An 18,697-nucleotide genomic window follows, 5' to 3' on the forward strand; every position below is an offset into this window, starting at 1 on the left:
CGCCGCTGGATCGCTTACTTGTGCAGCACGATCAGCCGGGCATTTGCAGAGGTTTGCGCCAAAAGCGCGTTGTCTTGGAAAGTCCCGCCTTCCAGCTTTTCGACGTCGGCGTTGTGCGTATCGAGCCAGGCGCGGAACTGCTCCGCCTTCTGATCCTGACCGAAAAACACACCCTCCCCCGCAATCGCCACCAGCGTCCCGCCACTGGCCAGCATCCCGTAGGCGCGCATGATGTGTTCGGCGTCCTGACGCTTGGAGAACGGCGGGTTCATCAAAATGGCCTGATAGGACTCTTCCGGCGTGAAGGTCATGAAGTCGTGCGCGATGGCGTTGTAGCCCTTGGCCGTGAGGATGTCGCGCAGCTGGCTGCTGATCTCGATCACGTCCACTTCGCCACCGGCAGCGGCAGCGACGTCGGCGAGGTTGCCATTGCCCGCGCTCGGCTCCAGTACCCGCGTGCCCTTGCTGATTCGCGCCATCCGAGCCATCCGGTGCGCCACAGCGGCAGGGGTTGGGAAAAAGTCGATCCCCACCTTCTGGCCGATAATGGCGCGCTCGGCTTTGACCACGGCGCTTTCTTCCTGCTTTTCCGCCAGGTGCGGCAGCAGCGCCCGGCAAGCGTCCTGCAACTGCGCATCGTTGGTGATGCCCATGCGATTCAGGCGGTCGATACGCGCCAGCATTTCCATCGGGTCTTTCAGATCCCACTGTTCCTTGATCGTCCCCAGCACCTTGTAGGCCTTGCGAGTGATGGCGATATCGCCGTCATTCACCAGCGCCCAGCGCTCTGTGCGGCTACCCAGCTTGCTCAAGGCTGCGATCAGCTTGGAGTTGCCCGGCGCCGCCTTCTTGGCCAGCGTCATCGCTGCACTCTGGTACCGGCTCGACCACACCAGTCGCGGCGGCATGCTGACGTGCTGCAACAACTCAGGCCCGACCGGCTGACCACGGCGCGCCAGCTGATTGCTGTAGCTCAACCCGCGTTCAGATTCGTATTTTGCTCGAGTAAGCGCGCTGTTCAATTCTTGCAGCTGCGAACGACTGCTGAGGTTGGCCAGCGGCCCGGCGGCGCCGACCTCGATTGCGTCGGCGATGCTGTTCAGGGCTTTGCCGTCGGCTTCATCAGCTGCTGACCGGGCGTAGGCACTCGCCGCCATCCCGGCCCGGCGGTGGGTGTTGGTTTTGCGGTCGGCGTTCATGCCTTCCTTGCCGGAGGAAATAGCCTTGTCACCGGCTGCGCGCAGTTTTCCCACCTGGCTGGAAATGACTTCCTGCTGACGCTCCAGCGCCGCGCGGGCGTCACGTTCCTGCTTTTCCACCTCCTGCTCCGGGGAAAGCACAACCGGCGCCGGAGCGGCCTGTATGGCGCTGGTATCGCCCGCCAGATGCTTTTCGCGGATGAAGTAGCCCCCATTCATGCGCCAGGTGTAGGGGTCGATGGCCTTGGCTTCGGCCAGGGTCAGGTCAGTGCGGATGATCCCGCGCAGCACCTTGTCGCGTTTGGTCGTGTACTCAACGATTTGATATTGGGCTTCGGGGGATTTTTCCTGTTCCGTCGGGACTTCGGCAACGGCCGCCGGTTTCTTCACCCGATCTGCCAAGTGCTCGTCTGCCCACTTGCGCACGTAAGCCAGGTATTCATCTTTGTTGTCCGATACCCGCCCGCCCTTCAGCCGTTCAAACTCACCCGCACGGATCCCTGCCCAGCCGAGGAACCCGGCGTTGCTGCTTTGGGTTGGCAGCTCTTCCAACGTGTCGAGATAGGCCTGATAGATCGGGTTGTCTGACACCCCGGCGCCGATAGTGCGTTCAAACTCGGCCAGATCCCGCGCTTGATTCTCTGCAACGATGCGGGCCGTTTCCTTTGCCTCTGCATCCTTCGCGGCTTTCTCTTGCTCCAGCGCCAGCTGCTGCGCAGCCAAGGTCTGCGCGGCAGCATCGGCGGTGCCCTGTTTGCGCTGCGCTATGGCTGCCTGCTCCTCGTTGTAGGCCTGCACGTCTTGCTGCGCTGCATCCTCGCCAAACACCGCGCGGTACTTCTCCGGCCCCCAACGCTGCGCCATCTGGCTTTTCAGGTCGGGCAGGTTGCGTGCGATTCCCGACAGCTCAGGCGCCACGGCCACCGATACCCCGCCATCGGCATAGGTGTAAATGACCGCGCCCGACGGCAAGACGTCTTGCGAACTCGGCAGGTACTGCGCCAGCCGCGCCTGGCTTTTGCTCAGCAGCAACCCCGTCGACGTCTTGGTGTACTTCGCCTGATCAAGATAGGCATGCGCGTAGGCGTCCAGCGCCGCCACGTCGCCCATCACAAGCACGCCGCCAGACTTCTGCGGCACGATGCCTGTAATCAGCGTTGCGGTGGAGGTAGCTGCCAGCGCCCGCTGAGCAGCTTCACGGGCGTCGTCCTTGGTGAAATATCTCGCATTGGCCGCTGGCGCGTTCGGATCGACCGCCACAACTGCCAGTATGGTGATATTGATATCATCGTCTGCTACAGTGTCCTCGACGGAGCTGGACTCCTGCACTAGCGGCAGGCTGTCAAGCATTCCGTTGGCGGCGTCATCGGAGCGGGGCCCTACCCCTGCATAATCCGTGGCGCCGTTTTTGTATGCCTTCCAGCTCCCGCGATCCGCGTGGGAAATGCTGTAGAACAAATTCCCCTTGCCGTCTTCGGCCACCGTCACACCTGCGGTCACCAGCAGGTCGTCGACCTTCACCTGTTTCTGAATGAAATAGAACGCGACGAACGAATCGTTGCGGGCCTTGTGCGGCTCCTGGCGCTGGCCAGCGGTACCCGTCTCCAGAATCTCACGCACGAACTCTATCAAGCGCGCCTTCAGCACGTCGGACTTCATGCCCTGCTTGGATTTCTTCCAGCCCGTGCTGTTGACGCTCACCGGCCCAACTACCGACTGGATCAATTGCCCCTTCAGATTCTCCTGATAGAACTGGCGCGCCTGCTCAAATGCGGCTTGGCCTGCATCTGCATCCGGCTTCTGTGCTTGTCCCAGTAGGGCACGAATAGCCAGCCCGCGGGTACTGGCGCGAATCTTCTCGATAGGCGACAGCGCGTTATCTGCCAGCGCGGCGCGGATCGTCAGCAGCTCGGAGCTGAGGCGCGCCCGCTCAATCGGCGACAGAACGCCCGGTTGTCCCAAATTACTCATCAAAGCCCCCAAAAATCGAATCCAGCAGTGCGGTGTTGGCCAGCGCCTTTTCAAAGGTCTTGCCGTCACGCAGCGTCTTGAACAGCTCGTCGAAAGCGGCGCCGATACGCGCGCGCTCTTCTCCCTCCGGATACGGCTTGAAGGGCAGACCCTGCTCGGGGAAGTAGTGGTGTTTGTTGTCAGCCAGGCAGCTCAGGTAGTCGTTCTGGCGATCCATCGTTGCCAGCTTGTCTTCCAAGTAGGCTTGGAACGCCCGCGCCGCCATTTCCGGGGTGGATGACCAGTATTTGCCCTCTTTGGAGTTATCCAGCAGTGCGGCTTCGGCCATGTAGCGGGAGACGCCTTTGCCGGTGTTCAACCGCACTTCAGTCGTGCCCTCGGGCGAGAAATACGCCGCGGCAACGGTGCGCCAGTTCTTTCTAAACTTCAGAGAACGCGCGTCATTGCGCTGGCCAAAATAGGTGTCGACCGCCAGCACGGCCGCTTCTGCGTTTCCTGCTGCTTTGATGCGGCGGGCAATGTCCTGGCTCGGATTGTCCAAGTTCAGGCGGGCATTGCCGAAGGTGCGCGGGGTGAACTTGATCGTCTCGGGCAAACGGTGGTCGCCCTCGGTCAGCGCTTTTTTCAGTGCGACGAAAGCGTTCCGGATTGGCCCCTCGGGCACCAGCTCCGGCTTGTCCACGCCGAATTCATCAGCGGCGCCAGCCTCACCGCGCAGCAATCCCGGCAGGATGTTGTCCATCGCGTGAAAGTGCTCGTGGCCCAAGCCACCGCCGCCGTTCATTTTGGTGATGTTGATCGCGCGCAGTACCGGTTCGTATTGCGCGGTGGCGGCGCCCTTCCCGCCCTTGCCGCGGGCGCCGAATGCCAGCCCAAGGCGACCGCCAAAGCCCAGGTTCTCTTCGCTGATGCCAAGCACGTCCGCCATATCCATCATGGCGCCCGCTGACTGCTCCACATGCCATTTGGAGCTGTCTCGGTCATCCAGCACCCAGTTGCCGGACTGCACCGCCCGGAAGCCGCACAGCTGCTGCAACGAGCGCGTAGAGTTGACGACGACCGGGCGCCCGCCCTTGCGGTCGAACTTGTCCACGACTTTGAGCGCGAAGGTCTGGCGCTTCTTCGTCGGCGCCTTGGGTGCGCCTTCGATGACATCGCCGCCCTTCTTGTCCGCCCACTCCCATTCCTTCGGATCGCCGGATAAGGCATTGGACACATGCCGGGCGAATGCTTCAGAGCCAGACCGGCCACGGAACATCAGCGCCTTGACGAACTTGTCGCCCATGGACATCCACGCGCGATTGATCGGCGAGTTCAGGTTGCGGGCCTTGGCCACGCCCGTGATTTCAGCTCGCTCCTGATACAGCGCCGCGCGCGCAGCGGTCAGCTGCTCGATGGCGGGCCTGTTCTTCTCCAGAACGTCAGTCCAGACCTTCATGGCATCGCGATATGCCTTCTTGGCGTCACGCACCGCTTGCTCATGTTCTGGCCCGACACCCCAGCCACGGCTCACCCGGCCTTCGAGGTCGCGTTGCGCCTTGTTGTTCTGGCCACTGGCCTCATACATGGCGTTTTGCAGCGCGTTCTGTTGCGCCTCAAGCCCGCGGATCTGCTCTGTCATGCCGCGGGCGCGGCCGGTCACGTCTTCGTAACGCTCGGCTTCGTCGGCGTCCAGCTGGCTGCCCAGCAATTCGTCGCGGATCTCGTCCAGCGTGGCCACAACCTCTTTCGGGGTCTGGCACAGCTCCAGGCGCGTGCGCAGCGTCTCCAGCCCCAGCACGTAGGCGCGGCGGGCGGTGGGACTGTCTTCGGTTGGTTCCTTCGCGATAGAGGCGTAAACGCGATCCATCAGGAATGCAGCGGCTGGCTCGGCGCCGCCCTGCTTGATTGCTTCCCAGTCGACCACGCCGAACAGGTTGGACTTGACCACCAGCGCCCGCGCTTCACGGGGCGTTTCTTCAATGGCGTCGAAGTCGATATCGGAGCCGCGCAGCATGCGGCCCTCGGCACGGGCTTTGCGAATCGTGCCTGCGGCCTCTTCTTTGCGGCTGCCGGGGATGTAACCGACGTCGGCATAGCGGTAGTTGGCGCTGTTGGGATCGTCGCTTAAACCGTCGTCTGAGGCTTGCTCAGCGGCAGTCACTGAATCAACTTGCGGCGCCGTCGCCGTCTGGCCGGTCAGTTTGCGGCGGATGCCCAAGGCTTCAGCGCTGACGCGCACCTTCTCAAGCGCCTTGAGCGCGCCGCTGATCAGCATCTGGCGCAGCGCCAGCAGCCGCGAACTCAGGCGGGCTTTCTCGATGGGGGAAATATGCATGGTGTACAGGCCTGATCATTTGCAGGCCCGTATTTTGGGGCGCCAGCAGTGGGCGCCCCGGAGGGTATTTGCTCAGTTACTCAGTGACTTCCGGCCTGCTCAGCCAGGCCACGATGAATGCGCGATCTTCTATGGCCATCACCCTCACTACCGGCCCCGGCGCGCCCGGATCGTGAATGGTGTTCGGTGGAAGCACGCCGTTCGGCGAAACCTCCCAAAGACGCCCGCCAAGCCAGATTTCTGGATAGCCTTCCGCGTCCACCTTGAACTCCGCCTGCTCATCTTTGGCCAAAGCCAAAAGGTGGGCGGATGGGGTAAGCGTGATGTCACCGACCTGAATCGGCCCAAACCCTTGCACAGCCATGGTCACGTTCCTTTCCGTTGTGGGCCGTCACACTTCCCCGGCCATGAAATGCGGTACGCCGTCGACGTCTTTGATAACGCCCGCAGCGTACAACACCAGCTCAATGCGTCGGGCAGCCGAACCCTGCACAAATGCAGCAATAGCACCCATGTCGGCGCGTCCAGCGTCAGGAAGCACGGCTTTGTAGAAAGACTCCCAAGCCTTGGCCAGCGCCCCACGCACGTCGGAATAGGTTGAAGTGGCGAAACGGCGATTGAACACGCCGCCCCCAATTTCAACAGTATGCAGGTGCGTGTAGCCCTTCTGGCTTCCGTCGTCATCGGTGCAGCGAATACAGCCGCACGGCCCGGCAACGAACGCGCCCATCAGGCAATCAGCGAACGCCAGCACAGGCTTGAGGAACAGGCGCTTGTCGTCTTCGAACAAATCCACGGCTTACTCCTTGTTTTCGGCGGCCTTGGCTTCTTTCTCTTCCAGCGCGTCCAGCGCATCGCCCAGCAGCTGATGCAAGACGCTAATTCCCCGTTCTTCAGCCATCCGGTAATACCGGTCGTGCATCGGAACAGGGATCTTGATGTTCAGCTGCTTTTTAGGCTCGGCCGCGTTGAAACGCTTTGTTTTCGCGGCCTGATCCGGTTTTGCATCACGAGAATGGAAGCCGTTTTCTTTAGCTACTTTTGAGATATCTTTTTCTATCTCTTTGGTAACCACTGATGCCGAAGCTGGGGGTTTTGCTTTGAAATCCCCCAGGATCGAGAAGGCGTTGGCAGCCTCCTGCGGCTCTTTTGGTTGATCTCCACTCATGATGCAGGCTCCTGAATAGACTTGAGCTTCGCCAGCAGCTCAGCAGTGACGGCTTCGGCGTTGACGATTGCGTTGGGGATGCCGGGTACCAATGCCGGATCCAGCAGCTCAAGCGGGCGCTGGAATTTGAACATCGACTTGAAGGCATCCCGATCCTTCATTTCCGTTTCGAACATTGGGATGTCCATCTTTTGAAGATCATCACGCAGACCTGCCGTGTTACGCGTCTCGTAGGCAGCTGGCGTACAGGTGAACAGAATGGAATACGGCAGGTTGTAGCTCGGGACATGGCGGCGAACTGCCTTTTCCTGATCCGTCACCAGCTTGATCGCTTTACCCGCCTCTTTTGCATCCAGATGCGAGCCACGCATTGGGATCAGCACATAGTCAGCCTGTTGCAGCGCATTGACGACGATCTTCGCCGCGGTGCCTTCCAGATCCACCAGAACGAACGGCACTTTCTCCGCGGCTTCGCGGATCTTGTCGCCAATATTGTCTTCATTGACGTCTGGAATGATCAGCAGATTATCCGGGCAATGACCACCGGACGCGAAGTCCTTCAGCGGGTTGTTTGGGTCAGCATCGAGCAGCGCGACCTGGGCGCCCTTCTTGGCCAGTTGCAGCGCCAGATTAAGCATGGTCGTGGTTTTACCTGCGCCGCCCTTGGGGCTAACTGCAACTGTTGTAGGCATTATTCGACACCTTAAAGTAGAAGAAGATAGAGAAAGATATCTCTTGATACTGCAAGGTACGACTGTATATCTCTACCAAACTGGTATCAATGGATATCTTAAGATATCCATAAATATTATTGGTTATCTTTCCGTACCACGCCGTATCTCTTCGTACCGGCTGCATGCAGCTATCTTGAGATATCCAAAGATATATTCTTGTTCTGCCTTGCCGGGTATCAGTTAGTACCAATTGATATCTTTTGTTATCCCACGAAAAAGCCCGCACAGGGCGGGCTTTGAGGGTGCTGCTGGTCATTCCACATCAGCGAACGCTGCTAGGCACTCAAGCGCGTATTGCGCCGGGTATGACCATTCGTGCGTGCCTGCTATCCAGTTCTTGAGCGTGGCGTGCGACACGCCGACACGAGCAGCACAAGCACGCTGACTCATGCCGGTACGCTTGATCACCTGGGCAACGTAAGCCGCGTCCGTGTTGTGCAGCGAAGCATCGGGCGCTATGAGTTTTGGCTTGGCCATTGGTTCCTCAGATCATTCTGCCGAACCGGCGCCGACAGCTTCCGAATTGACCGCATTGCAATGCTCAACGGACACGTACCCGGATACGCCACTGATGAATACGACCGCCTCGCAGCTTGAGACGAACGCTTCGCCCTTTGTTTCAGCGCGGAGGATTATGCCGCTGCCCAGCGTTGACTCGTAGTCAACGGTTGTGCCCGCTGGGTACTTTTCGTTCCAGTCGAAGCACAAGGCTTTCGCATGGATTTCCATTTGTTTCAATGACATCTGTTTGCGTGCTGGCATGGTGAATCTCCTGATGTTGTTACCCAAAAAGCCCGCGCTCGGCGGGCTGTCGTCGATAAAGCTGTTTATGCAAGGGGGAGGGGGCGCTGGGAAACGGTCATAAATGAATCAACCGCAGATTGGATCATCTGGCCGATGCCGACGCCAACAGATTCCACTTTCGCGAAACACACGGACTGGCCGTTGATTTCATGGGCTACAGTTTCCGACTCACCTGCAATGACGCACTCCGGAATAGTTTTGACTCGACAGTGTTCGATCTTCGTTAAGAGCCTTGCCATATCAGGGTCATCCGGATGCAGGAGGAATGGCTCTGTTCCTCGACGCTTCATGTATCCCTTTCCAATGGTTCCGCAAAGCGTCTCATCACCGGTCAGGAACTGAGGGGCGAAACCCTTACCGGCCGCCTTGTCCTTGATTGCCTTAGCCTTCAGGTTTTTGATAGAGCGCCACCGCTTGGAGTCGAGCGGGATTGGCTCAAGAATCGAACGCAGCGTGGCTTCCTTCTCGCGCAGTGGCCGGACTTGCTCAAAATCGAATTGCACGCCCAAGCCACGACAGACTCCCACCACGATCAGCCGCTCACGGGCTTCGAGCGTGCCGAAGTCGTTGCCATTCAACACAGCCTCAGTGACGTGATAGCCCAGTGACGACAGCACGGAGCGAATCACCATCATGGACGCGGTATTTCGGTATTGAGGAACGTTCTCAAGCACCACAACAGCCGGGTTCAGTTCCTTTACAGCGTCGAGGTAGTCAAAGAACAATGCCCCGGCGTCCTTATGCTCTTCAGCGGCTTTAAGCTTGTTTTTGGAACGTCCAGAGAGGGACGCCCCAGTGCACGGCACGCCGCCCGCCAGCAAATCGCATTGAGGCAACAGACGCCAATCAACGTCGCGGATATCGCCTAGCAATGCAATCGACTCCGATGGCCACAGCTCCGGACTGTTGCGGCGTGAGGCGTCCAGATAGCGCTCGTCCATTTCTACACCTACCTGCACGAACGATTTAACGCCTGAGCGCTGCATACCGTGATGCAGGGCTTTATCAAGCACGCCTCCGCCATGGAAGAGACTGCATACGCCCAGCGCGACACCATCACGCGCTTTCGTGAGTAACCGACGGGTACGCTGCACAATGTTTTCGTCGGCGCGGTTGGCCGTGATGACGATCCGACCTTCAAACAGCGCAACGCGCACTTTCTCGATGCCTTCGAACGCCTCAGCAAGCCGGTGGCTGCGAATCTCCATCAACGGAACGGTCTTACCGCCCCGGTTGCGCTCACTGACAAGGAAAGTCTGCCCTTCGTAGGCTTCGTCAACGCGGCACAGCTCAAGGCCTTTCGATTCTTCGCTTCGCTCGTTCAGCGCATAAAGAGCGCCAATCTCAAGACCGGCGCGGGCCAGTGTTACGCCCTCCATCCAAAGGCGTGGTACGGCTCGGTTTTCGCCGATTTTCAAATGCAGAACTGTGTTCATTGGGTTGTCTCGGGCTGGTGCTGATACCGACAAAGCCCCAATGAAGGGGCTGTGTGGGCGGGAAGGTCAGCGAGGCAGGCGAATGAAGGTGTCAGACACAAGGGTCTTGGGGTCGAAAGGAACACGGGCCACAAATTTATTATCGATGAGCCACTGGAGAAGGTTGCGCACTGTCATCCAGCCGTTTTTACGAATCTTCACTTGGTCGCCGACCGCTTTGCTGATCTTCGTCCAGCAGGTTGGCTCTGTACCAATTGCCGCCAACATGACATTCAGGATTTGGTTCTGGCGCTCGGTGCCGACGTTTTCCAGCTCAGGAGCACTCGGGATGGTAGTGGTGGTATCTGCCGGGGTAACCATGCGGGTTTGCTCTTCAGTGATTTCGATGGGCCTACTTTATGGGCTAGATTCTAGCCCGTCAATTACTTTTTATCACAACGTCATAAAATCATAATTACGCCGATAAACTGTTGAAAGCGCATGCACAAAAAAGCCCGCACGCGGCGGGCTTCTATTTGTTCGTATCATCTTCTACCAAAAGATATCTTTTGATATCACTTGCTAGAACGTTATACCACTATGCCGGTAAACAGCGCTTTGCCGCCTGTTCGCCGTGGTGCGGCGCCATCGGATCACACGCCGCCATTGCGACCTGGCATTGCAGAGCCGCCGCCAGCAAAGCCCCCAGCAGCAGGCGTTTCATTAGCTTCTGGTTCATGGCTAGAAGGCCTCCGCCGTGGCTTTGAGTGCGTGCTGCGTGTATGCATCCGCGGCATCACCAAACAGGCCGCTCAGTTCACCTTCACCGAACGCCGCGTAGATGCGCTCCAGCTCTTTCATCACACTGTCTGGATCGCTCAAGTCAGCGGATCCTTCAATGATGCTGTCCAGATAGGCTTTGGCTGCTTGCAAGGCGGTGTCCTTCTCGTCGGGGTTGGCCTGCTCAGAAGGCTGTGCGGCCGCTGGCTGGCTGAAGAGGTCATTCTGCTCGATGGCGAACACGCCTTCACCAAATTCCTTTTCCAGCTGCGCATTGGCGGCCTTGACGATATCGCCAAAGCTGGCCGGTTCATCACCGAACAGACCGGCAGTCTGCTTGCGGCGCGCTTCCGACTCGACGAACTGCGCCATGGCTTTGAATGCGGCACCCAGGCGCTTGGCACTGCGGTTGTTCTTGCTGATGAACGTAGCCATTGCGGCAACGGACGGATCGAGGTCGCCAAACATGTCGCCTTGGCGCAGGAACTCGTCCAGACCCAAACCGCTTTCCTTGGCTTTGCGCAGCACGTTGGTGGCGCTGATGATCGCGTTCACCGCTTCCTGATCAAGCGACAGCTCCAGGGAGTCGGTGACCTTCTCGCCAGCGTCTTCAGCGCCAGCCACGTCCAGTTCCTTGGCCCGCATGAAGTCCGGCGCCGCCATGTTCAGCGCGCTGACGATGTTGGCAATCTCCGGCTTGCTGGAATCGGCGGTCAGCTCCAGCAGACGGTCATCGGAGTAGGCGCCAGCAAAGAGCGCTGCTTGTACGCGGCTGATCAGGCTGGCGGTAGGGCGACCGTCGGTGGTCATGTACTGCGCCGCCTCGGCATCACCCAGGCTTTGCAGGAACGCATTCACGAAATCGCGGTTCGCGGCGCTGGTGAGGTCACCGTCTGCCAGCTTCGCCATCATGGCGGCATCCAGGCGCTTGGCATCGCTGCGGGCCTTCTCAGTCGCCGTCATGGCCAGCTTGTCGTCTTGGTTGGCCTCTACGGCGAACTCCGCTCGATCCACGGCACTGACGCGCACACGCACCAGCACAGGGGCTTTCATGCTCTGAATCTTGGCGGCGCTCACCTTGAAGTAATCGGCGTGTTCCAGCAGCCACAAGCGGTACTCGTCGGCCTTACCAATGCGGTACGCCTCACGGATCGCCATGGCGCGGCCATTGCCGGACTCGACCACACGGTCGGTACCGACGATAGGCGCGCCGCTGTCGGCGCGATTGGTGCGCCCCAGGCTGTCCGGATCAAGATTGCGAGCTGTCTTCTGCACCCAGGCCTGAGACGTCGCACGCGCACGGTCGCGCGGTTGCAGCTCGCTCGGGTAGTCCGGGTTGGCGGTGCCGTCGGATTCGTGGCTGATCACCAGCTTTTTCGCCTCGATCACCTTGAAGCCGGTGACAACCTTCGTCCCCTTGGCAGTTTTCACCGTGTTCTCGCGGCCGTCTGGCGCGATCTCCCCATTGTCCTCATCAACATCAGGGGTAGGCTTCTGCGGCTCACTGGCGGCCACTGGCGGCGTTTCTGTCAGCTGCTTGAGTTCTGCGATGTAATCGGAGGCGTCGGCGCCGCTTTCCTGAAGCTTGGCGATGTTTTCGTTCAACTCGGCGATTCGTTGTTCACGCGCGGCGGCGTCAGGCGCTGGCAGGGTGCTGACAGGCTCCTGAGTGGCGGCCGCGGCTTGCTTATCCAGCTCGCGCAACCCGAAGCCGTCCACCTTCGCTTTGGCTGCACGCACGAGGTCACGCCCGACACCGGAAAGAATCTCGTCTTTGGTGCCACTTGCGCCGAGGCTGAAGCCCGCTTTCAATACCAGCTCACGCAGCGCATCTACGTCGGTGACGGCATCCAGCACACCCAGCGCCCCCATAGGGTCGCCAGCAGTTAGCGCAGCGGTCAGCTTCGCCAGATCGGTACGGTTGTCGCGCAACGCAGGATCATCACCGAGCATATCGGCCTGAGCATCTGGCACCAGCGGCGGCACTTCCTGCACGCTCATTGCCGTCGCTTCGGGGCCACGATACCCGGCATCCCACAGCTGTTTCGCCATGTCGGCGATGTCTTTGACCAGATTGCCGTAATACGCATCAGTTGGCGCCATGTCGGCCAGCCTGGCACGAGCACCCGCCAGCATTTCCAGCAACCGCGCGATCTTTTCCGCCTCGGCATCATCGGCGCCGTTGCCATGATCCTGATTGTCTTGGCCAGCGCTCTGTTGCGCTTCCAGGGTGCGCAGCATTTCGGCGACTTGGCTCAAGTAATTGCTGGCGTTGATCGTCGCCAGAATGCCGCCGCTGTCGATGGCCGCCATGGTTTCGGCAATTGCAGTGCTCAGCCATTCGATGGCGTTCTTCTTGGTACCGCCCTTACCGACAACTGCACGGCCTGTCTTCTTGCCGGACTTCACCGCGCCCAGATCCGCGTTGTGCTCGGCGAGCTTCGCGGTCAGGACGTCCAGGGTGAAGCCTTTCTGCTCACCGCTCGCTACCTGCGCCATGAACTCTTCGCGCGTCAGCGGCGTACCACCCAGCGCTTTGATTTTGTCGGCAATGCCGTCTGCTTGAGCCAGGTATTGCTCGGCGTAGTCGGATGCCTTCGCCACGATGCCTTCAGGCTGCGCGTCGTCGCTCGCGGCCGGTACCGTGAGTTTTTCGACCTTGGCCTGTAGCTCGGCCACTTGCTCATCCAGCCCTTGCAGCTCGGCCGCTTTGGTCTGCACCTGCGCTTTCAGGTCTTCAATCTTCGCGGCGCTCTCGGCGCTGGCACCGCTCGCCTTCAGGAACTTCGCGCTGTTCTTCTCCACCAGCGCCATGATGCGGCGGGCAACCTGGCGCGGATTGATGTCTTGGCCGCGCTCCGGAGCGACTACCAGCGTGATGTCCTTTTTGTTCAGCACCCACTTCCAGCTGATCAGCTCGTCAAGAGCCGTGAGCCGGTTCGGCGTGCTGTCCGGGTTGTGAAAGAACACCGTAACGCTTTGGCCGTCACTCATCGTGAACAGCATGGCCACCTGAGTGGTGCCGCGGTTCTTGAATGGCTTGCTGACTTCAACGGCGTCGACCTTGACCGTCGCGGCCGCGGCACGCATCACACGCAGCAGCTGGTTGGCCTTGCGGTCGAACTGGGCGTACTCGATCACCATGGCGTCGAGCATGTTGCCGTCACTCAAAAACTCAGTGATGTCGGCCATGTTCGCGCTGTCGAGCAGCAGTTTGTCGGGGTCGCCTCGGCGCAGGCCATACATCACCTCGCCCAAGGTCATGCCTACGGGCAGATTGTTCTCGCCCCAGGCCACAACGGCGCCGGTCATAGGTTTCACCTCATCAGGAATCAAATCGACGGCCTCAAGGGGCCGGGTTAGATCGCCTGACTTCAGCCAGGCCTTGAACTGTTTCACGGAGCACACCACGTAGCTGCCCATTCCCTGCCAACCGCGCTCATAGCTGTTGCGGTAGGCGTTGAGCGCGCCGTCGACGTCGTGGAAGCCCAGCACGGCCTTGTGCTCATCAAAGGTGCGATCCTTCTTCACCTGATTCACAACCACGACGAGTGTGCTTTCGGGGACTGGCCCCACGTACACGTCAAAGGCATCGCCGTCGGCGCCGTTGTACCCGTTGAGGTAGCCGTAGTTCGCCATGCACACGATTGCCCACGGCTCACCGTCAGCCTTGCCGGTACGCGGGGTGAACATAGGGGTTTCAATGGTGACGGCGAGGCCATGCAGACGCAGGCTGCCTTTCGGGTAGTTGCCCGCCCGCACTTGCGCAGGCGTTGGTGCGCGTTTGACGCCAAGGCCGAACGCACCGCTATGCGCGGCAGCGGTCAACTTTGCATAGGGATCAGTCATTTACCGTGGCTCCGCTGGAAAGCCTCACGATACCCCGCCAAAAACCCGCATCCCGGCGCCGGTTTTCATGTTCTCCAGACACAAAAAAGGCGCCTTTCGACGCCTCTCATTGCACGACCTGCAATCAGTCCAAGGTCATCTTGGGGTCAGGCGTGGGCGCCTTTTGCAGCAGATCCGTGGCGATCTTGGAGTGCGGCACATGTTCGGCGAACGCCAGCGCCCGCACTTTGTGGGCCAGCGCTGGCTCCATCCAGAGCGTAACGCGCTCTTTGTCGACATTGACCTGATCGGCGCGCGAATACGTGGACGCAGCCTGAAGCGATTCACGGCTCAAATCTGCTTGCAGCTTCGGCTCCGGTGCCGCCCGCACCAAGTCGTTGAATACTGCGGAAGGGCGCTTTTTCTGCTCAAACGCCAATGCGCGCACCTTAAACGCCAGATCCGACGCGATATAGAACGTCATGCGCTCTTTCGGCTGAGCATTCGAAACAGGTCTGCCCATTCGCTTACCGGCCTTCGGCGCCTGATCTTTTCCAGCTGCTGCCATGTCGAGTCCTGCACTGTGGATATGGTGACATTATGATAAGTCACTTTGCTGGCAAAACGAAATGGCGTCAAAATCACCCGAAAATGGTACGGGGATACTTTTTTGAGAGCCAAAAACGCAAAAAGCCCCGACAATCGGGGCTAAATGGCTTGAATCACGTCACAAGGCAACGAGGTGTAGCCCCTGCTGGATATCAGGTTTCGGACACTTCAGCTCGGGTCGCACCGGCCACGCACCGCGATCAGACATCTCACAATAGAGCTGGGCGCTCTCGACTTGCTGCTGGTAGTCCGACTCGCCGACCCAGCTGTAAGCACCAATGGCTGCGGCCACCAGCAAACCCATCCAGAACTGATGAGGCACACTCTCGATAATCTTGCGCATAACTTATTCCCTTTCGTTTAGGCCGTAACCTTCGGCAGAGAAACGTTATAATTTTATTGTTTATCTCGCAAGCAAAACATTAGCGTTTTATTGTTTATTTTGAGGCTCGATATGAAAATCATGGCATCGGTCAGCGGATACACCGGGGAAAGCGTGACGTTGGTGGGCCTTATTGACCCAGCCACGGGAATTCTGGCCATCGCCAAATCAGTGAAGTTTCGGGAGGTGGGGGATGATGGCTTTGCCTTTGTGACCAACACGCGAACGGAAGCCTATGACTGCCTGTTCACCGAGGATCATTGGGCGCAGGCAATCCGCGATTACCGGACATCAGAAGGCAACAACACGATGGTGCTGGGGGATGCAGCGAATCGGCACAAGCCCCGGCTTGAAACCGACGGGGTAGACGAGAAAGGGCAGAAATATCGCCTTCACGCGGATTTAGAGAATGGGGAAGTGGCTGTGCTGGCTATGGTGCATTTCCAGCAGCGCCAGCTGGCTATCAACAAGGCAGATGACGCGATGGATGAATGGTTTGACCTGATTACGATCTGAGTAGCATACGACTACCCGCGATCAGATCCGCGCGGGATCGATGGTAGATCTGGCTCGAAACCATCAAGCAATCCTTGCGCGGGCGGCTCCATTCCCGGCCCGGCCGGGAGCTGCATATCCCCCGGCCCAAGCGACGGGGCTTGCCGCAACGGGGCGCTGCCGAGGTCTTGTTGATCCTCGGACGAAACAATAACGCGAGCGCTGAATGACGCCAGCTTGAGGTTTTCTCTGCTCGATGCCCAAGCCACACGGCTGTTGACGATGTAAGCAAGACACCCGCCCCGGTCACCGCCAATCCGGATCGCCTGAACCCAGTTGTTCTCTGTGAGCACCTTCAGGGCGCGTTTCGTGGTGGCCACTGACACGTTGTTGAGCTTGGCCAGCGTTGCATGACTGGCGACAAGCCCGCCGGTTTCGTCCATATTCGCCACAAGGCGATGCAGCAGCTGTGCCGCGCGCGGGGCATCATCAATCAACTGCGCCCAGGCTTCGTGCGCTGCGCGTTCAGTTTGCACCCATGTCCCACGCGGGGCTGGTTGATTGAGCTTGCGGATCTCTTCGGCCATTCCGTTGTAACCTCGATAACTTGGTCGCTACCTTACAAAATTGTCCGCTACGCAGCAAGCTTGTCAGATATCGATCACGGATGAACTAAGGGTAGCTCACGCTACGCGCCTTCAAGATCGCTCATCCCAGTGAGCTAGGTTAGATCATTCGTGTTCGATATCTCTCAAGCTTGCACGATATCGAAACACATATGATCTATGGGTAGCTCACAGCTGATGACCTACCCATAGCTCACCAGCTGTGAGCTACCCCAGGTCATTAGCTGTGAACTAGGGGTAGGTCACTAGGGTGAACTACCCCCACCGCTGGAACCCTTGATTTACGGGGGGCTGTAACTTGTGCCTTCTCATGATCTCCAGTGCCCCTTCTGCCGTAGGATGCCGTTCAAGTCGCCTGCGGCAGCGGCCAGTTGTGGCTACCGGGCAGACTTCGCTAGCCCGGCATCCACAACCGGCTTCGACTTTTGATCGGTGGGGCGGCATCGGTAGCAGCTGCAACCACCAACACGTTGGCCGCTGGTGCGGCAGTAGATAGGGGCTTTCATCGGTTCAGGTTTCCGGGTGGTTGGTGGGTAAGGCGTAAGGGCATTCGAAGAACCCCAGTCGGCCGTTGATGCTCAGAAACGGGAGTGGGCGCGGGTCACGGAGCACGATTGCCTTGTTGCCGGGCATGTACCACGGCGATTGGTGCTGCTCAACGCTGTCGACCGCTTCAACCGATCCGATGATTCCGCCACGTTGCAGGTCTGCGGCCGGTGGAACGGTCACCCCAATGGAACGGGCGAATTCAGCGGCAAAGGTGTATTCGTTCTTGGTCATCCCCTTGGACGCATGCACCAGAAAACGCCCGCGAAACTTCGTCAGCCAGGTGCGGTTCTCGATGTCCTTGAGCTGGTGCGCCGCTGCTGCGCGCTCTTCTGGCGTTTTGAGGTCAGGCCGGACGATCAGCCACGCCCACGGCTGACGAATGCTTAATGTCTTCATTTTCGGCGGCCTCGATTACGGGCTTTCTCGCCCTTGCTGCGACGTTGTGGGTGATGCGGATCACTTTGCTCTGCATTCTCGCGAACACGCTCGGCGCGACAGTCCGCAGTGCTTCGCATCCATGAATCGTCTTCTCGCGTTTCTTCGTAGAAAGGGCCACCTTGAAATTTCTCTACCGGTTCGGTGGCTACCACGTTTTGCCATTCGATGGGCGCCACCCTGCACGGCATTGAATTCCCGCAGATGATCAAAACGGCGTTCGGCTTCATACCAGCTCCAATTGCTGACGATTTGGAGTCGCCTGCTCTGTGCCCGGAAGGGCCATACCCAACTGAGGTACTGCGCTCACAAGGGCTTCGACGGCCAACGCATATACCTCGGGATGTTGTTTATCGAATGCGGGCAGGTTTGGTGTTTCAACCCATGTGCCCCGCACTGCGCCTTTCGCAAGCCAGGCCGGTTTATTCCCCGGCGCCTGCGTCCACGCGGTTACGCCCACCCCGTGGCCAGCAATTTGCTTGGCGGTTATGAACCCTTGACTGCGCAGTTGTGCAATCACTTTCAAGGCGGACTCTTTCCAAGGCGTGAGACGAATCGGCGATGGGACACCGGCCGGTAGGTTGGTTGCAAGTATCGGTACTGGACAGCGATCAGAAGGGTTCCAGTCGAACATGTACCAGTCATAAAACGGCTTTCTGGTACTGACTTCCAACAGTTTGTTGGAGAGGTCAAAGGTGAATTGGTCACCGTTAGCTGTCCAGCTGGCTGTTCGAGGTAACAGAACTCTTACACCAAGGCACTCAAGCATTTTCACTATGCCAGCGCTCGCGTCAGTGATTTTGCTGACAATGACTAAGCGGTAATCCGGGCCGGGGCGTCCATAAAGATCATCCCCACGATTTGGCAGAATCTGGTCAGCAACCTTGGCGTTAAGTGCCATTTTGGCTTCGACGCCGATCTGGCGACCATCCTCATGCACCACGAGGACGTCAAAGCCAGCAGCTTCTGGATAACACTTCCAACCGGGCACGGAGTTGAACTCGCGGATGAATATGGCGCAGAGGTCGGCTTCTTTTTCGATTGAGGTAATCATGAAACTCGCCCCTCAATGGTCAGCGGGGTAGTGTTCCACAGGGTCACGATGCGGCCGATGGATTGGCACTCATCGCTTGCGATTGGCACTTCACGGTTGCAGACCTTGCAAATCATTGTCCGCTGAAACACACCGCGAACGTGCTTCACGTCGTATTCCGTGCTGGCAAATGACGGGTCTTGGCCACAGCCGCGACACTCGCGCAGCAGAGAAAACATCAGCTCGCGTTTCCCGTCTGTCCCCAGGACTTTCGCCACCTGATCGACATCGCTCTCAAACGCCGAATCGTTTTCGTAGTTCGCACGGCTCAAAACCCGCTTCCCCTGCATAT

General features: G+C 59.0%; 20 protein-coding genes. 1 reads left to right on the plus strand and 19 read right to left on the minus strand.

Features of this window, described 5'->3' with window-relative positions:
- Nucleotides 1-14: 14 nt before the first annotated feature.
- The 14 genes from ACP7EE_RS24845 to ACP7EE_RS24910 form a co-directional block, all read right to left on the minus strand.
- The gene (locus tag ACP7EE_RS24845; RefSeq protein WP_426237463.1) at nt 15-3,170 is read right to left on the minus strand and encodes a hypothetical protein; all 3,156 of its coding nucleotides are present in this window, start codon (nt 3,168-3,170) and stop codon (nt 15-17) included.
- On the minus strand, nt 3,163-5,487 hold the full coding sequence (locus tag ACP7EE_RS24850) for an LPD1 domain-containing protein (RefSeq protein WP_426237465.1): 2,325 nt from the start codon (nt 5,485-5,487) through the stop codon (nt 3,163-3,165). Before ACP7EE_RS24850 ends, ACP7EE_RS24845 begins: the two co-directional genes overlap by 8 nt.
- Nucleotides 5,488-5,563: 76 nt before the next feature.
- On the minus strand, nt 5,564-5,851 hold the full coding sequence (locus ACP7EE_RS24855) for a hypothetical protein (protein WP_426237467.1): 288 nt from the start codon (nt 5,849-5,851) through the stop codon (nt 5,564-5,566).
- 27 nt (nt 5,852-5,878) lie between these two features.
- Nucleotides 5,879-6,283, minus strand: a complete 405-nt coding sequence (locus ACP7EE_RS24860) for a hypothetical protein (RefSeq protein ID WP_426237469.1) — start codon at nt 6,281-6,283, stop codon at nt 5,879-5,881.
- 3 nt (nt 6,284-6,286) lie between these two features.
- Nucleotides 6,287-6,655, minus strand: a complete 369-nt coding sequence (locus ACP7EE_RS24865; RefSeq protein WP_426237471.1) for a stability/partitioning determinant — start codon at nt 6,653-6,655, stop codon at nt 6,287-6,289.
- Entirely contained in the window at nt 6,652-7,347 is a 696-nt protein-coding gene (locus ACP7EE_RS24870; protein WP_426237473.1) for an AAA family ATPase, read from the minus strand. Before ACP7EE_RS24870 ends, ACP7EE_RS24865 begins: the two co-directional genes overlap by 4 nt.
- Nucleotides 7,348-7,641: 294 nt before the next feature.
- Nucleotides 7,642-7,866 carry a helix-turn-helix domain-containing protein gene (locus tag ACP7EE_RS24875; protein WP_426237475.1) on the minus strand — a complete coding sequence of 75 codons (225 nt, stop codon included), beginning with the start codon at nt 7,864-7,866 and terminating at the stop codon, nt 7,642-7,644.
- Nucleotides 7,867-7,878: 12 nt separating this feature from the next.
- Nucleotides 7,879-8,151: a hypothetical protein gene (locus ACP7EE_RS24880; RefSeq protein WP_426237477.1), complete on the minus strand. Its 273-nt coding sequence runs from the start codon at nt 8,149-8,151 to the stop codon at nt 7,879-7,881.
- A gap of 65 nt (nt 8,152-8,216) precedes the next feature.
- On the minus strand, nt 8,217-9,629 hold the full coding sequence (locus ACP7EE_RS24885) for a DNA cytosine methyltransferase (protein WP_426237479.1): 1,413 nt from the start codon (nt 9,627-9,629) through the stop codon (nt 8,217-8,219).
- A gap of 66 nt (nt 9,630-9,695) precedes the next feature.
- Nucleotides 9,696-9,989 carry a hypothetical protein gene (locus ACP7EE_RS24890; RefSeq protein ID WP_426237481.1) on the minus strand — a complete coding sequence of 98 codons (294 nt, stop codon included), beginning with the start codon at nt 9,987-9,989 and terminating at the stop codon, nt 9,696-9,698.
- 217 nt (nt 9,990-10,206) lie between these two features.
- Nucleotides 10,207-10,347, minus strand: coding sequence for a hypothetical protein (locus ACP7EE_RS24895; protein ID WP_426237483.1), 141 nt, complete (start codon nt 10,345-10,347; stop codon nt 10,207-10,209).
- A 2-nt stretch (nt 10,348-10,349) separates the two neighbouring features.
- Nucleotides 10,350-14,237, minus strand: a complete 3,888-nt coding sequence (locus tag ACP7EE_RS24900) for a hypothetical protein (protein WP_426237485.1) — start codon at nt 14,235-14,237, stop codon at nt 10,350-10,352.
- 124 nt (nt 14,238-14,361) lie between these two features.
- On the minus strand, nt 14,362-14,784 hold the full coding sequence (locus ACP7EE_RS24905) for a hypothetical protein (RefSeq protein WP_426237487.1): 423 nt from the start codon (nt 14,782-14,784) through the stop codon (nt 14,362-14,364).
- 159 nt (nt 14,785-14,943) lie between these two features.
- Nucleotides 14,944-15,168, minus strand: coding sequence for a hypothetical protein (locus tag ACP7EE_RS24910; RefSeq protein ID WP_426237488.1), 225 nt, complete (start codon nt 15,166-15,168; stop codon nt 14,944-14,946).
- A 111-nt stretch (nt 15,169-15,279) separates the two neighbouring features.
- On the opposite strand from ACP7EE_RS24910, the gene ACP7EE_RS24915 reads away from it, so the two are divergent.
- Complete coding sequence (locus tag ACP7EE_RS24915; RefSeq protein ID WP_426237489.1) at nt 15,280-15,723, plus strand: hypothetical protein; 444 nt, start codon at nt 15,280-15,282, stop codon at nt 15,721-15,723.
- Between the two features lie 11 nt (nt 15,724-15,734).
- Here the strand turns inward: ACP7EE_RS24915 and ACP7EE_RS24920 are convergent, their stop codons facing one another.
- From ACP7EE_RS24920 to ACP7EE_RS24940, 5 genes are all read right to left on the minus strand, one after another.
- Nucleotides 15,735-16,289: a hypothetical protein gene (locus ACP7EE_RS24920; protein WP_426237490.1), complete on the minus strand. Its 555-nt coding sequence runs from the start codon at nt 16,287-16,289 to the stop codon at nt 15,735-15,737.
- Between the two features lie 549 nt (nt 16,290-16,838).
- Nucleotides 16,839-17,273: an ASCH domain-containing protein gene (locus ACP7EE_RS24925; RefSeq protein ID WP_426237491.1), complete on the minus strand. Its 435-nt coding sequence runs from the start codon at nt 17,271-17,273 to the stop codon at nt 16,839-16,841.
- A complete protein-coding gene (locus ACP7EE_RS24930; protein WP_426237492.1) occupies nt 17,270-17,542 on the minus strand; it encodes a hypothetical protein in 273 nt (90 codons plus the stop codon). The genes ACP7EE_RS24925 and ACP7EE_RS24930 overlap by 4 nt, the downstream gene beginning before the upstream one ends.
- Nucleotides 17,539-18,366 carry a hypothetical protein gene (locus ACP7EE_RS24935; protein ID WP_426237494.1) on the minus strand — a complete coding sequence of 276 codons (828 nt, stop codon included), beginning with the start codon at nt 18,364-18,366 and terminating at the stop codon, nt 17,539-17,541. The genes ACP7EE_RS24930 and ACP7EE_RS24935 overlap by 4 nt, the downstream gene beginning before the upstream one ends.
- Entirely contained in the window at nt 18,363-18,677 is a 315-nt protein-coding gene (locus tag ACP7EE_RS24940) for a hypothetical protein (RefSeq protein WP_426237496.1), read from the minus strand. The genes ACP7EE_RS24935 and ACP7EE_RS24940 overlap by 4 nt, the downstream gene beginning before the upstream one ends.
- Nucleotides 18,678-18,697: the final 20 nt, after the last annotated feature.

This window comes from Pseudomonas sp. TWP3-2, assembly GCF_049897765.1.
Taxonomy (GTDB): Bacteria; Pseudomonadota; Gammaproteobacteria; order Pseudomonadales; family Pseudomonadaceae; genus Aquipseudomonas.